Raw genomic sequence first — 14,112 nt, forward strand, 5'->3', positions numbered from 1 at the left:
CTGTCAGGCCTCACCTCAGCACCAGGCGCCGTCAATCATTTGAACGATTGACGGCGCCTGACCGATTGAGCGCTATTGGCTCCCGATTAACCGGTTCCCAATCAATACACTAGTGCAGAGATTTTTTCTTTTTAAACGCATGCAACAGTGCGTCAGCCGCCACGATCGCGTCATACACCAAGTCAGGCGTCACCGTAAAAGGCATGTTGTGAATCGTGTCGTTTTTGTCGCATGCCAGTTCGGCGACCTTTCTCCACTCCGCTTCCTTAAAGCTTTTGAGCCCTAAATCCTCAAGCGTCAACGGGAGACCGACGGCGATCGCAATATCAACAACCTCTTCAATCTCCTCCATCGGTGCGGCCTCCATCACTAATTGAGTGAACAAGCCGAAAACCACCTTTTCACCATGCTGTGCTCCGTGTAGATCATGCACTATGGTCATTCCGTTATGGATCGCATGCGCCGCAGCACAACCACCCGATTCAGCTCCGACAGCTGACATGTAAATGGTGGCTTCAATGGCGTTCTCCAATGCAGCAGTGATGACTTTCTTCTCCACCGCAAAAGCCGCCTGCGCTGAATACTTCTTGATGGTTGCATAGCACGTTTGGGCAATAGCAAAACCGATCAACGTAGGCTTGAGCATTTTTCCGTCATTGCCCAGGATCAGGTTGTCGCGTTGCGCAGCAAAGCACGCTCTCGCCTCAAAATAAGTTGCCAGACCATCACCCACGCCTGCCGCAAAAAACCTGGGCGGTTGTTCCGCCAAAATGCGCGTATCCGCTAAAACAACGTCCGGATTCTTTGATAAAAACAGGTAGCGATTAAACGTATCGTCGTCATTGTAAATCACTGAAATCGCGGTACAGGGCGCATCCGTCGAAGCCAATGTGGGCAGAATCAATACTGGCTTTTCCAGGAAATGTGCGGCTGCCTTGGCGGTATCCAATGTTTTTCCGCCACCAATACCGACAATATAGTCAGCCTCACGCGCGGCTTGGACATGCTTGTTGATTTCGCTGTCGGAGCACTGCCCACCGAATACGGCCAACTCAGCACGCTGTTCATGCTTGAATCCTGGCATCGCTTTTTCATGAACCCGGCCCACAATAAATTGATCGCAGATCAGATAGGCATTGGCCCCATAGGCTTTACCATGCATCGATAAATCAACCAGCGCATCAGCCTGAACCAGAAACTTGGCCGGCGATGCAATGCCTTTAGTAATAGTCATCTCAATCCCTCACGTCGCATGCGCGAAAACGCTCAACACCCATAAACTTGAACGTTCTCCAGCGCTGATGACGAATCAGTTAAATACCATCCCGCCATCAATAATGACCGCCTGACCTGTCATGTAGTCAGAGTCAGGACCGGACAAGAACGAAACGCAGGCTGCCACATCCTCAGGCTGGGAAAGCCGCTTCAAGGTGATGTGTTGTGCAAATTGTTCCATCCCCCATTCAATACTCTGGTTGGCATTGTCCGCCACATCCTGGGCAACCTTGCGCATCATTGGAGTGTTCACAATGCCCGGGCAATATGCGTTCACCGTAATACCGAGATGGGCCAACTCACGGGCCGCTGTTTGCGTAATGCCCCGCACTGCGAACTTGGTCCCCCCATAAACAGCCAGGTCGGGGTTACCGATATGACCTGCCTGAGAGGAAGCGCTGATGATTTTCCCGCCATGCCCCAGCGCTTTAAACGCCTTTACCGCGGCCTGTATGCCCCAGAGAACACCACCTACGTTGATATCGAAAGTTCTCCTATAGATCTCTGGTGTAATTGCTTCAATGGGAGCAATAGGCGCGATACCCGCATTATTAATGACCACATGTAGATCACCCAAGCCATCCACCGCTGCCTGCACGGCCTTGAAAACATCCTCGCGATCGGCCACATCAACCTTTATGGCCAGAGCTTTACCCCCCTCTTTTTTGATTCTTTCAGCCACGTGACTGGCTGTATCAATGTTCATATCAGCACAGGCTACGGCAAAGCCATCTGCCGCCAATCGCAACGCGATGGCCTCACCGATCCCTTGACCTGCACCGGTTACAAAAGCGACTTTTCCTAAAGATTTGCTCATTTCAGTTTTCCTTCTCAATCGTGATGAAGAATTAGATAGCGACTACTGACTGCTCACGTACGTGCCTACGCTCAAAAACTCGCCTGAAGTTTCAGACCGGCAACCCAAGCGTTGTCCACCTCGTAGACACCGCCTGGATTACGCACGTACTGCACGTTCGGGCGTACGGTCAGCCAGTCGGTAACGTGCACGCCGTAGTTGAGTTCGATGTTGTATTCACTGTGCTGCACAGGGACATAGAGCGGGTCGTCGTAGTCGGTGATGCCCGTACTGTCATTGATCAGGCGCTGCCGTTTGGTCACGTCGTCGTTGACCTTCAGGCGTGCGACACCCAGCCCGATGTCGTCCTTGGGCCGGGCATCAAAAGGGCCTTTGTAGACCGCACCAATGTTCTGGAAACTCTCGATGCCGCTGGTAGCCTTGTCATGAACGGTCAGGCTGGCAAAGACGCTCAGGCCGCGCGAGGCATCGCCGTGATGAGTGGTCAATTGCTGCTGGCCCATGATCCACGCACCATGCTTGCTGCTGCGTGATTTGGGGGCTTGGCCAGTCAGCGCCTGCGGAGCACCGTTGACATCGTCATATACGTCATTGGCGCTGGCACTGCTGTGGTAGTAACCCAGACGGTATTCACCCGGTAACGCTTCCTTGCCCAATGTTGGCTTCCAGACAATCTCCACCGGCACCAGCGCACCTTTAGTACCACTGCCGCTGAGTTTGAAGCCATTGCCGGTACTGAGATTCGACGGGTTCTGCTCGTACACCCCGACCTGCAGCGCCCACTGCTCGTCGAGGTTGTAGCGAACGCGCAAGCCCCACTGGCTGACGGGGCCGCTGTACCAGACATCCCCAGCCACGTTGCCGATGGGCGCACTGCAGAACGACAGGCTCTGGAAGTCGCACGGAAAACTGGCAAAGTCTTCATTGACACCCAGGCGGCCCAGTTTGAGATCCAGGGCGCTGTCGAAAAACTTCTGGCGATACCACATCTGGGTCAGGCGCCAGGTTTGCCCCCTGCCCCACACTTCCTGCACCGAGCTGAGCTGCGGGGCGCGCGGGTCAGAGATGCGTTCGTTGGAAAGGTTATTGCCATTGCGTTCCGTCACCAGCAGCTGGAACTCGGCGGCGTCCCAGCCCAGCAGCTTCTGCAGGTCCAGGTGTGTGCCGAGCGCCCACTGCGCGGTATAGCGTGCGGTACGATCATGGTTGTAGCCACCGTGGACATTGGTGGCTGCTTCGCCGACGTAACCGACGATCACGTCAACGCCCTGCTCCAGCAGTTCGCTGCGTACCCCTCCCCAATCACCCGTTCCCCATTGCGATGAAGGGTCAGCGGCGGACGCAGGTACGGCGATGCACGACAGGAGCCCAAGCCCCAGCGGCAGTTTCCAAGCGATGTTCATGTCGATTTTCCTATTGTTTTTATGTTTTACGACACAGCGTTAACCGGACCGCAGGGCAATGCCCTGACGGCCATGAAGCAAGCGATCAATTGAAAAGTGGACAGTGATGGATCAGCTCAGATGCCGGCCAGACACAGGTATTTGATCTCGAGGTAATCCTCAAGCCCGTACTTGGACCCTTCACGGCCGACACCCGACGCCTTGACCCCACCAAACGGCGCGGCCTCGGAACTGATGATGCCGGTGTTGACCCCGACGATGCCGTACTCCAGAGCCTCCCCCACTCGAAACACGCGACTCAGGTTGGCGGTATAGAAATACGCCGCCAGGCCGAACTCGGTGTCGTTGGCTTTGGCGATGACTTCGGCGTCATCAAAGAAGCGGAACACCGGCGCCAAGGGGCCGAAGGTTTCTTCCTTGGCGACCCGGGCGTTGTCAGGTACGTCCACCAGGATGGTGGGTTCGAAGAAATTCTCACCCTGGGCATGCGCGCCACCCCCCTGAACAACCTTGGCGCCCTTGGCCAGCGCATCCTCGATATGCTCGCGCACCTTGGCAACGGCCTTACCGTCGATCAGCGGGCCGAGGGTGACGCCCTCGGTAAACCCGTCGCCTATCTTCAGAGCGCCAACTGCCGAGGCGAGTTTGTCGACGAAGGCGTCATACACCTTGTCGTGCACGTACAGGCGGTTGGCGCACACACAGGTCTGCCCGGCGTTACGGAATTTTGAGGCCAGTGCCCCCTCCACGGCGGCGTCGAGGTCAGCATCGTCGAACACGATAAATGGAGCGTTGCCGCCCAGTTCCAGAGAGACCTTTTTGATGTCGTGGGCACATTTCTCCATGATCTGGCGCCCGATCTCGGTGGAGCCTGTAAAGGAAATCTTGCGCACCACCGGGTTGCTGGTCAGCTCTTCGGCAATCTCCGCCGCCGCGCCCGTGACCACCGACAACACGCCCTTGGGAATGCCCGCCTGCTCAGCCAAATAGACCAATGCCAGTGCCGAGAACGGCGTCTGCGAGGCCGGTTTGATCACCATGGTGCAGCCAGCGGCCAAGGCCGGGCCGGCTTTGCGGGTGATCATTGCACTGGGGAAGTTCCAGGGCGTAATAGCGGCACAAACACCCACCGGTTGTTTGATCACCAACAGGCGCTTGTCGGTCGCGCCGGGGATCAGATCCCCGTAGACACGCTTGGCCTCCTCCGCGTACCACTCGATGTACGACGCACCAAAGACAATTTCGCCCAATGCCTCAGGCAAAGGCTTGCCCTGCTCCAGCGTCATGATGTGGGCCAGGTCGTGCTGGTTGTCGATGATCAGCTCGTACCAGCGGCGCAGCGCATTGGCCCGGGCCTTGGCAGAAAGCTCACGCCAGGCGGGCAACGCACGCTCGGAGGCTTCGATTGCACGGCGTGTTTCTGCCTTACCCATGCGCGGGACCTGGCCGATGGTCGTCCCGGTCGACGGGTTGACCACGGTGATCGTGGCTTCGTTGTCGGCAGCCAGCCACTCACCGTCGATAAACGCTTGATGACGCATCAGTTGGGGGTTGTTCAACTTCATTGCAGGTTCTCCGTTACGCGGCGCGACTTCGCCCCATCAACACTCACGGCCTTGAATTTGAAGCCCCGGTAGTCGTCGTTCCTGACGGCTGCCAGCTGTTCGCTGAACGCGCCCAAGCCACCCATGTAGAAATAAACCTTGTTGCTCTTGCCGGGGATATTGGCGCCGAAGATCCACGAGTCGGTCTTGGCGAACAGCGTCTGGTCGGCAATGTCCTGGCAGGTCTTGCCCCATTCCTGTTCGCTTAGCGCAGACGGTTCCACGCACGCCAGCTCGTTCTGCTCCATAAAGTCGATCAGCTCGGACACCCACTCCACTTCGGTTTCAATGGTCGGTGGAAGATTGGTAAACGGACCATTGGGCCCCAGGATCATGAACATATTGGGGAACTTGGCAGTGGCCACCGACAGGTAGCTCGACGGCCCGTCAGCCCAGTGATCCTTCATCGAGACGTTGTCGCGCCCGCGGATATCAATGCGCTTGTAGTTACCGTCCACGGCATCGAAACCGGTGGCGAACACCAACACATCCAGCTCGTGCTCTACACCGTCTGCCGTGCGAATGCCCTTGGCGGTGATCGCTTCAATCGGGTTAGCCTTGACGTCCACCAGCGACACATTGGTGCGGTTGAACGTGGCGTAGTAGCCGCTGTCGCACAGCGGTCGCTTGGCGTAGAGATCAGTTGGCATCAACTTGCGCGCCGTTTCCGGGTCCTTGACCAGCTCGGTGATTTTCTCGCGGACGAAGTTCTGGGCCTCAATGTTGGCATCTTCGCTGGTGGCGATATCGTTGAAGGTCTGGAACATGTAGCGGAAACCGCCACCACCGTCCCAGGCACGCTGGAAGATGGCTTTGCGTTCGGCAGCGTCCACGCTCATGGTGGGGATGTCGCTCTCCGGGAAGCCGAACGCTAGCCGCGAGGAACGCACTTCCTTCCAGATGGCATCATAGTTGCGCTTGATGTCGTCGACGTATTCGCGACTGACCGGGCCATTACCCACTGGCACGGTGTACTGCGCGGAACGCTGGAACACCGTGAGGTGGCCGACCGTTGGCGCGATCGCAGTGATGACCTGGCAACCGGTCGAGCCGGTGCCGATGACGCCCACCCGCTTGCCCTCCAGCACAGCATCGGCAGGCCAGTTGGCCGTGTGGTACATATGCCCCTTGAATTGGTCCAGGCCGTTGATCTTCGGCACGTTCGTCGCAGACAACAGGCCCAGCGCAGTCACCAGGTACTTGGCGCTGTATTGGTGACCGTCGTCAGCAGTGACCAACCAGCGGCTACTCTGCTCGTCGAACACCGCGGCGGTGATACCGGTTTCCAGCTGGATATCACGGCGCAGGTCATGCCGATCTACCGCATGGTTCAGGTAAGACAGAATCTGTGGCTGGGTCAGGTAGCGCGTGGTGATATCCCACTCCTGGCACAACTCGCGATCCCAAGAGAAGCAATAGACGAACGATTCACTGTCGGATAACGCGCCGGGGTAGCGGTTCCAGAACCAGGTGCCGCCAATACCGCCGGCCTTATCGAAGGCACGCACCTTCAAACCCAGTTCATCGCGCAACTTCTTGAGCATGTAAATGCCACCGAAGCCTGCGCCGATCACAATGGCGTCGTAGTGGATGATGTCGGTGCCAACAGAACGTTTGGCCAGAACTGTAGTTGTCATTGTGTTCTCCTATTTCGATCAGTTCGCTCGCCGACTTGAACAAAGTGACAGGCAAGCCGTATCCGTTTCCCTGAGCCGGGCGCCCAGGAAAAGTCATCGTCAATGTGTGCGTAGCGGGCCAAGACCGGCCCGTGGGTTTAACTAAAGCGAGAAGCCGCCGTCGACGGCGATAGCCTGGCCGGTGACATGGGGTGCGCAGGCCAGGTAAACCGCCAGTTGGCCCATGTCTTCCACGGTTTGCGCCTCCCCTTGAGGCAGCAGGCTGGACTGATGCCGTTCCCAGGATTGCACTTCGGACTCGCCAGGCTGGGCCCAACGGGCGGAAAGCCCTTCATCACCGCGCCACATGCCGGTGCCAACTACACCCGGGCAGAGGGCATTGACGGTGATACCTTCGCGGGCAACTTCCTTGGCGAAGGCATTGGTAAAACCGATCACCGCGAACTTGGAGGCGCTGTAGTGAGAGAGATCCGGGAAGCCGACTTTGCCGGCAATTGAAGCCAGGTTGATGATGCGGCCGAAGTTATGCTCGCGCATCAGCTTGAGCTCAGCCTGACAGCACAGGAATACACCGCGCGCGTTGATATTCATGATGCGGTCCCACTCGCTGACAGCCAGTTCGTCAACCCGGCCGAGGCTTACCACGCCAGCATTGTTGACGGCCACATCAAGACGGCCAAATTGCTCCCTGACCTGCTCGATCAGGCTGGCGACGCTCTCGGGTTTGCTGACGTCAACGTGCAGGGCCACGGCCCTGCGACCCAAGGCCCGTACGAGGGCGGCGGCCTCTTCGGCGATACCCAAGTCATAATCAGCGAGCACCAGGTCTGCACCTGCCTGGGCCAGGCTCAGCGCAATGCCCTGACCAATCCCACGGCCCGCACCCGTCACCAGGGCGACCTTGCCGTTCAGGGAGAAATTCACAGCGTTGAATTCGCTCATGTACTGCCTCTGTCATTATTGTTGTTGAGATACGACCGTTCGACGCGGCCTGCTGAGACTGACAGAGCAAGTCGAATGCCAACACCGAAATAAATGACTGTAAAGCCCGGAATAGACGATTCGAGAGAACAATAGCAGTCCACGACACCACCGCCACAGCAAGACATAACCGCTCGTGTCTGCCGTGGGACGTTGCGAATACTGAGCGGTTATGTCTCACCGGCACCGGCTGACGGAATCAGCTTGAAGGGATCGGCCAAGCCGCCTTTAATGGCCATCTACAGAAAAATAAGATCCAACCCTCGGAGGTACCATGTCCTCTGGTTTTTCGAAGACTCATGTGGAACACGTGAGTCGCGTGTTGCGCACTGCCCAGAATGCCCCGACCCTGCCGGTGCCGAATGCCATCCTCGATTCCTGGCGCCGCTCGGCACAGCACTACAAGCTCGACCCGGGTTCGTTACAGGGCCCGAGGGTTCTGGAGGCACACCAGATCAATGAGCACCGCCAGCGTGTCGACGATTTCCTGCACCTGGCCGGTGATGAGATGTCGCGGCTGCATAGCCGCGTACGAGACGCCGACTACTGTGTGATGCTCACCGATACGCTGGGTTGCACCGTCGACTATCGGATCGAATCGACCCTGCGCGGCGAGTACCGCCGTTCCGGCATGGATGTCGGCACCTGCTGGTCGGAAAAGGAAGAAGGTACGACCGCTGTCAGCGCGGTGTTGATCGACAAACTGCCGGTCACCGTGCACAAGCATGATCATTTCCGCGCGGCGTTTATTGGCAATACCTGCTCGGCGGCGCCGATATTTTCACCCAACGGCGAGATCCTGGCGGTATTGGACGTCTCTTCAGTGCGCGCACCGGACGACCGACGCAGCCAGCATCTGATCCGGCAGATGGTTATCCAAAGTGCCATCGACCTTGAAAATGCCTACTTCATGTACAGCACCCAAGACCTGTGGGTGTTACGCGCCCATCCCCTGCCCGGCTACGTCGACAGCCAGCCTCAGTGCCTGTTCGCCTGGGACCGTGATGGCCGCATCGAAGCGCTCAACCCTGCCGCGCGACGCCTGCTGTTGCAGCGCTGTGGCCGGATCCCCACACATGTCGACGAAGCCTTCGCCTCAGCGCAACTGCCTGCCGCCGGGGATGACAACATCCACTACCTGCCGACGATGGGCCTGCATGTACGCCTCAAGGTGCCGCGCCGGCCTATCAGTGCGCCCGCGGCCAGCACACTGGCGTCAGCCGTCGACCCTAAGGTCGTCCAAGCGCTGGAGCTGGCGGTGCGCGTCAAGGATCGCGGGCTGCCTGTGCTGATTCATGGTGAGACCGGCGCCGGCAAGGAGCACTTTGCTCTGCAACTGCACGCAGCCAGTAAACGCCGCGACAAGGCCTTCGTGGCGATCAACTGTGCGGCGATACCCGAGAGCTTGATTGAGAGCGAGCTGTTCGGCTATGCCGCCGGTGCCTTCACCGGCGCCTCCAGCAAAGGCATGCTCGGTCTGTTGCAGCAGGCGGACGGCGGCACCCTGTTCCTGGATGAAATCGGCGACATGCCGCTGTCCTTGCAAACGCGCCTGCTGCGGGTGTTAAGCGAGGGTGAGGTAGCGCCATTGGGTGCAGCGCGCGCACAGTCGATCGACATCCAGATCATCTGCGCCAGCCACCGCGATATCGCCACTCTGGTTGAAACCGGGCACTTCCGCGAGGACCTGTTCTTCCGCTTGAGCGGCGCGCGCTTCGATATCCCGCCGCTGCGCGAGCGTAAGGACAAGCTGGCGCTGATCACTAAACTGCTGGAAGAAGAATGCGCACGCTCGGGGGAACGCTTGGAGTTAAGCGAAGCGGCACTGGAAATGCTGCTGAATTACAGCTGGCCCGGCAATATGCGGCAATTGCACCACGTGCTGCGCTACGCCTGTGCTATATGCAAAAGCCAGGTGATTGGGGTGGAGGATCTACCGGTGACACTGAGCGTGAGCGCACCTGCGAAAGGTTTGAACACTGTCTCTGGGAGTCCAGAACGCCAAGCTTTGATTGATACGCTGGTGCGCAATCGCTGGAAGCCGCTGTTGGCCGCGCAGGAGCTGGGGATTTCGCGTGCAACGCTGTATCGCAAGGTCAACCTGCACGGCATCAAGATGCCGGGCAAAGGCTCATACGACTGAGACTCGCCAGGCGCCGCGTACCGGCGCCTGGTTCATCCTTAAAGGGCTTGCTGAAGTGCTGGCACTGCTTCGAACAAGTCCGCCACCAGGCCGTAATCGGCCACCTGGAAGATCGGCGCTTCTTCGTCCTTGTTGATCGCAACGATCACTTTGGAGTCTTTCATGCCGGCCAGGTGCTGGATCGCGCCGGAGATACCGACCGCGATGTACAGCTGTGGAGCAACGATCTTGCCGGTCTGACCGACCTGCATGTCGTTAGGTACGAAACCTGCGTCAACCGCAGCGCGGGAAGCGCCGACAGCAGCACCCAGCTTGTCAGCCAGGGCGTACAGGTGTTTGAAGTTGTCACCGTTCTGCATGCCGCGGCCGCCGGAAACGACGATCTTGGCAGCGGTCAGTTCCGGACGATCGGACTTGGCCAGTTCTTCGCCAACGAAGCTGGAAGTGCCAGCGTCGTGAGCAGCAGCAACCGCTTCAACCGAAGCCGAACCACCTTCAGCGGCAACCGGGTCGAAACCGGTAGCACGCACGGTGATGACTTTCACCGACGCGTTGGACTGAACGGTAGCGATGGCGTTACCGGCATAGATCGGGCGTTTGAAGGTATCAGCGCTTTCGACCGAGATGATCTCGGAGATCTGGTCAACGTCCAGCGACGCGGCAACGCGCGGCAGGATGTTTTTGCCGTTGGAAGTCGCGGCAGCCAGGATGTGGCTGTAACCAGCGCCCAACTCTGCAACCAGAGGAGCGACGTTTTCCGGCAGTTGGTGAGCGTAGGCGCCGTTGTCGGCCACCAGCACTTTAGCTACGCCTGCGATTTTCGCGGCGGCTTCAGCCACGGCGCCAACGTTCTGGCCAGCGACCAATACGTGGATGTCGCCACCGATTTTCGCAGCGGCAGCCACGGTGTTCAGGGTGGCCGGGGCCACTACCTTGTTGTCGTGCTCTGCGATTACCAAGATAGTCATGATTAGATTACCTTCGCTTCGTTTTTCAGTTTCTCGACCAGTTCAGCCACCGACTTGACCTTGATACCCGCGCTGCGTGCTGCTGGCGCTTCGACTTTTACGGTCTTGTTGGTGGAGGCGGTGGAAACGCCCAAAGCGTCCGGAGTCAGCACTTCGAGAGGCTTCTTCTTGGCTTTCATGATGTTTGGCAGGGACGCGTAGCGCGGCTCGTTCAAACGCAGGTCGGTGGTGACGATGGCCGGCAGTTTCAGGGAAACTGTCTGCGCGCCGCCGTCGATTTCGCGGGTCACGGCAACGGTGTCGCCGGACACTTCAACTTTCGAAGCGAAGGTGCCCTGACCGTAGCCGCTCAGTGCAGCGAGCATCTGGCCAGTCTGGTTGTTGTCGCTGTCGATCGCTTGTTTGCCGAGGATCACCAGTTGAGGCTGTTCCTTGTCGACAACGGCTTTCAACAGTTTGGCAACGGCCAGGGACGTCAGATCTTCAGCGGATTCGACGAGGATGGCGCGGTCGGCACCCAGAGCCAGCGCGGTGCGCAGTTGCTCTTGAGCGGTGGACGGGCCAATGGAGACGACGACGATTTCAGTCGCAACACCTTTCTCTTTCAGGCGTACGGCTTCTTCCACTGCGATTTCACAGAATGGGTTCATCGACATTTTTACATTCGCAAGATCAACGCCTGAGTTGTCCGCTTTAACCCGGACCTTGACGTTGTAGTCGACCACCCGCTTGATGGCTACGAGGACTTTCATGGAAAACTCCATTGCAAAAAAAAGAGCCCGGCTCGCGTTCGGCGCGCCGGGAAAGCGAATCAGCGCTCGCCCAACTGCTCAATCACGCCGCTGGCCTTCAGTTGCGCCAGGCGCTCGTCGTCCAACCCCAACTGACGCTTAAGCACTTCATCCGTATGCTCACCGAGCATCGGCGCCGGGCGCAGGTATTCCACCGGCGTACCCGACAGCTTGATCGGGCTGCCAACGGTCACGAAATCGGCCTTCAGCGGATGGGGTATCGTCACCAGCATATTGCGCGCCTTGACCTGAGGCTCATCCAGCGCCTGGGCGATGCTGTTGATCGCGCCTATTGGCACACCCCGAGGGTGAATACGGTCGATCCATGCCTGCGCGCGCCCCTCAAGGAAATGCCGAGACAAGATTTCGATAATCGCTTCGCGATTGGCCACCCGGTCGGCGTTACGCGTGAAACGTGGATCTTCAGGCAGGTGTGCGAGGTCAATGGCCTCGCACAACGCGACGAATTGCGAGTCGTTGCCGCAGGCGATGATGAAGTCCTGGTCACTGGCGCGGAATACCTGATACGGCACAATATTGGCGTGAGCATTGCCATATCGCCCAGGCGGCTTGCCGGAGGCCAGGTAGTTCTGACTCTGGTTGCACAGGGTGGCAACCTGCACATCCAGCAACGCCATATCGATATGCTGACCGAGCCCGGTCTTTTCCCGGCTAAGCAGCGCCGCCTGGATCGCCACCGTGGAATACAACCCGGTCATCAGGTCGGAAAAAGCCACGCCGACCTTTTGCGGTCCGCCACCGGGCAAGTCATCGCGTTCCCCGGTGATGCTCATCAGCCCGCCGATGCCCTGCACGATAAAGTCGTAACCGGGCTCGGCAGCACGCGGGCCGGTCTGCCCGAAACCGGTGACGGAGCAGTACACCAAGCGTGGGTTCAACTCCGACAGCGACGCGTAATCCAACCCATACTTGGCCAGGGAACCGGCCTTGTAGTTTTCGATCAGCACGTCGCAATCGGTCGCCAGGGCACGTACCAACGCCTGCCCTTCCGGGCTGGCCAAGTTGAGCGCCACCGATAACTTGCCGCGATTGGTCGACTGATAATAGGAGGCCTCAGAGGTCAGCTCGTCGCTCTGGCCTTTCATCCAGGGCGGCCCCCAGCCGCGGGTGTCGTCACCGACGCCTGGCCGTTCCACCTTGATCACTTCCGCGCCGAGGTCGGCGAGGGTTTGCCCGCACCAGGGCCCGGCAAGTACACGGCTCAAGTCGAGCACGCGGTATCCAGTCAAAGCACCCATGTCATTTCACCTTTACTTGAGCGTTCACGCGCGCTCGATAACCATTGCCAGCCCTTGGCCGACACCGATACACAGACTGACCACGGCGAAGCGTTTTCCGCTTTCCTGCAACGCCCGCGCGGTACTCAGCGCCAAGCGCGCGCCTGAGGCACCCAGTGGGTGGCCCACCGCGATCGCGCCACCGTTGGGGTTGACCCGAGGATCGTCAAGCGCAAGGCCCAGCCCCTTTAGACAACCCAGCACCTGGCTGGCAAACGCTTCGTTGATTTCGATGATATCCATGTCCGCCAGCGTCAGGCGGGCGCGGGCCAAGGCTTTGTTGATCGCCTCCACCGGACCGACGCCCATGATGCGCGGCGCAACACCTGCGGCGGCGCTCGACAGAATTCGCGCCATAGGCACTAACCCGTGGCGCTCACCGGCGGCGGCAGTACCGATCAGCAGTGCCGCCGCCCCATCGTTTACACCTGAAGCGTTGCCGGCGGTGACCACGCCACCTTCGTGCAAAGGGCTTAGGCGCGTGAGGGCTGCAAGGTCGGATTGTGGGCGTGGGTGCTCGTCTTGCTCGACCAGGTTGGGCAGCGTCTTCCGACCAGTGGGGACACTGACACCGAGGAGTTCGTCGTTGAAGAAACCGCGCTGGCGTGCGGCGTGGTAATTCGCCTGGGAACGCGCAGCGAAAACATCAGCCTGGGTCCGGTCAATGCCGTACTCCTGGGCCACGTTGTCGCCGGTCTGCGGCATGCTGTCGTTACCGAACTCGGACACAATCCTCGGGTTGGGAAAGCGTGCGCCGATGGTGCTGTCGAACACGGTGAAATCGCGGCTGTAGGCCGCATCTGCTTTGGCCATCACGAAGGGAGCACGGGACATGCTCTCCACCCCGCCGGCAACGAACAGTTCGCCTTCCTGACAGGTAACGGCCCGGGCGGCATCGATTACGGCGGCCAGCCCACTGGCGCACAGCCGATTGATAGTCTGCCCCGGCACCGTCACAGGCAAACCGGCGAGCAGCGCAGCGTGACGCGCAATATTGCGGCTGTCTTCACCGGCCTGGTTGGTATTACCAAGGATCACGTCTTCGATGGCATCGCCAGGGATGGCATAGCGAGCCAGCAATTCCCGGATCACATGGGCCGCAAGATCATCGGGCCGCACGGGCGCCAGCGCGCCAGCGTGGCGACCGAAAGGCGTGCGCAACCCTGCAAAAATATAAGCGTCGAGCATGGCAGTT

At 59.0% G+C, this 14,112-nt stretch carries 11 protein-coding genes; 1 reads left to right on the plus strand and 10 read right to left on the minus strand.

What is annotated here, in order from left to right:
- Positions 1–109: 109 nt before the first annotated feature.
- The 6 genes from AC1MEE_RS14285 to AC1MEE_RS14310 form a co-directional block, all read right to left on the minus strand.
- On the minus strand, positions 110–1,234 hold the full coding sequence (locus AC1MEE_RS14285) for a glycerol dehydrogenase (protein WP_201021282.1): 1,125 nt from the start codon (positions 1,232–1,234) through the stop codon (positions 110–112).
- 75 nt (positions 1,235–1,309) lie between these two features.
- Positions 1,310–2,092, minus strand: a complete 783-nt coding sequence (locus AC1MEE_RS14290; protein WP_134101500.1) for a (S)-acetoin forming diacetyl reductase — start codon at positions 2,090–2,092, stop codon at positions 1,310–1,312.
- A gap of 71 nt (positions 2,093–2,163) precedes the next feature.
- Complete coding sequence (locus tag AC1MEE_RS14295; RefSeq protein ID WP_480415948.1) at positions 2,164–3,495, minus strand: carbohydrate porin; 1,332 nt, start codon at positions 3,493–3,495, stop codon at positions 2,164–2,166.
- 116 nt (positions 3,496–3,611) lie between these two features.
- A complete protein-coding gene (gene gabD, locus AC1MEE_RS14300; protein WP_480415949.1) occupies positions 3,612–5,060 on the minus strand; it encodes an NADP-dependent succinate-semialdehyde dehydrogenase in 1,449 nt (482 codons plus the stop codon).
- Positions 5,057–6,736: a flavin-containing monooxygenase gene (locus AC1MEE_RS14305; protein WP_480415950.1), complete on the minus strand. Its 1,680-nt coding sequence runs from the start codon at positions 6,734–6,736 to the stop codon at positions 5,057–5,059. The genes gabD and AC1MEE_RS14305 overlap by 4 nt, the downstream gene beginning before the upstream one ends.
- Positions 6,737–6,877: 141 nt before the next feature.
- Positions 6,878–7,678, minus strand: a complete 801-nt coding sequence (locus tag AC1MEE_RS14310; protein ID WP_201062458.1) for an SDR family NAD(P)-dependent oxidoreductase — start codon at positions 7,676–7,678, stop codon at positions 6,878–6,880.
- 313 nt (positions 7,679–7,991) lie between these two features.
- Here AC1MEE_RS14310 and AC1MEE_RS14315 point away from each other — a divergent pair, with 313 nt between their 5' ends.
- Entirely contained in the window at positions 7,992–9,860 is a 1,869-nt protein-coding gene (locus AC1MEE_RS14315; RefSeq protein ID WP_480415951.1) for a sigma-54-dependent Fis family transcriptional regulator, read from the plus strand.
- A 38-nt stretch (positions 9,861–9,898) separates the two neighbouring features.
- Here AC1MEE_RS14315 and AC1MEE_RS14320 read toward each other — a convergent pair whose 3' ends face one another.
- From AC1MEE_RS14320 to AC1MEE_RS14335, 4 genes are read right to left on the minus strand one after another with little or no spacing between them, the layout of a single operon-like run.
- Entirely contained in the window at positions 9,899–10,828 is a 930-nt protein-coding gene (locus AC1MEE_RS14320) for an electron transfer flavoprotein subunit alpha/FixB family protein (RefSeq protein WP_480415952.1), read from the minus strand.
- A gap of 2 nt (positions 10,829–10,830) precedes the next feature.
- Entirely contained in the window at positions 10,831–11,580 is a 750-nt protein-coding gene (locus tag AC1MEE_RS14325) for an electron transfer flavoprotein subunit beta/FixA family protein (protein WP_480415953.1), read from the minus strand.
- Positions 11,581–11,639: 59 nt separating this feature from the next.
- On the minus strand, positions 11,640–12,878 hold the full coding sequence (locus tag AC1MEE_RS14330; protein ID WP_480415954.1) for a CaiB/BaiF CoA transferase family protein: 1,239 nt from the start codon (positions 12,876–12,878) through the stop codon (positions 11,640–11,642).
- Between the two features lie 24 nt (positions 12,879–12,902).
- The gene (locus tag AC1MEE_RS14335; protein ID WP_480415955.1) at positions 12,903–14,105 is read right to left on the minus strand and encodes a 3-oxoadipyl-CoA thiolase; all 1,203 of its coding nucleotides are present in this window, start codon (positions 14,103–14,105) and stop codon (positions 12,903–12,905) included.
- Positions 14,106–14,112: the final 7 nt, after the last annotated feature.

Source organism: Pseudomonas sp. ASL3 (assembly GCF_056680425.1).

What these genes read in the sequence shown, in the direction of transcription:
- AC1MEE_RS14320 (WP_480415952.1), bottom strand. Translation starts at nt 10,828, where the DNA reads ATGACTATCTTGGTAATCGCAGAGCACGACAACAAGGTAGTGGCCCCG.
- AC1MEE_RS14305 (WP_480415950.1), bottom strand. Translation starts at nt 6,736, where the DNA reads ATGACAACTACAGTTCTGGCCAAACGTTCTGTTGGCACCGACATCATC.
- AC1MEE_RS14315 (WP_480415951.1), top strand. Translation starts at nt 7,992, where the DNA reads ATGTCCTCTGGTTTTTCGAAGACTCATGTGGAACACGTGAGTCGCGTG.
- AC1MEE_RS14285 (WP_201021282.1), bottom strand. Translation starts at nt 1,234, where the DNA reads ATGACTATTACTAAAGGCATTGCATCGCCGGCCAAGTTTCTGGTTCAG.
- AC1MEE_RS14335 (WP_480415955.1), bottom strand. Translation starts at nt 14,105, where the DNA reads ATGCTCGACGCTTATATTTTTGCAGGGTTGCGCACGCCTTTCGGTCGC.
- AC1MEE_RS14330 (WP_480415954.1), bottom strand. Translation starts at nt 12,878, where the DNA reads ATGGGTGCTTTGACTGGATACCGCGTGCTCGACTTGAGCCGTGTACTT.
- AC1MEE_RS14295 (WP_480415948.1), bottom strand. Translation starts at nt 3,495, where the DNA reads ATGAACATCGCTTGGAAACTGCCGCTGGGGCTTGGGCTCCTGTCGTGC.
- AC1MEE_RS14290 (WP_134101500.1), bottom strand. Translation starts at nt 2,092, where the DNA reads ATGAGCAAATCTTTAGGAAAAGTCGCTTTTGTAACCGGTGCAGGTCAA.
- AC1MEE_RS14310 (WP_201062458.1), bottom strand. Translation starts at nt 7,678, where the DNA reads ATGAGCGAATTCAACGCTGTGAATTTCTCCCTGAACGGCAAGGTCGCC.
- AC1MEE_RS14325 (WP_480415953.1), bottom strand. Translation starts at nt 11,580, where the DNA reads ATGAAAGTCCTCGTAGCCATCAAGCGGGTGGTCGACTACAACGTCAAG.
- gabD (WP_480415949.1), bottom strand. Translation starts at nt 5,060, where the DNA reads ATGAAGTTGAACAACCCCCAACTGATGCGTCATCAAGCGTTTATCGAC.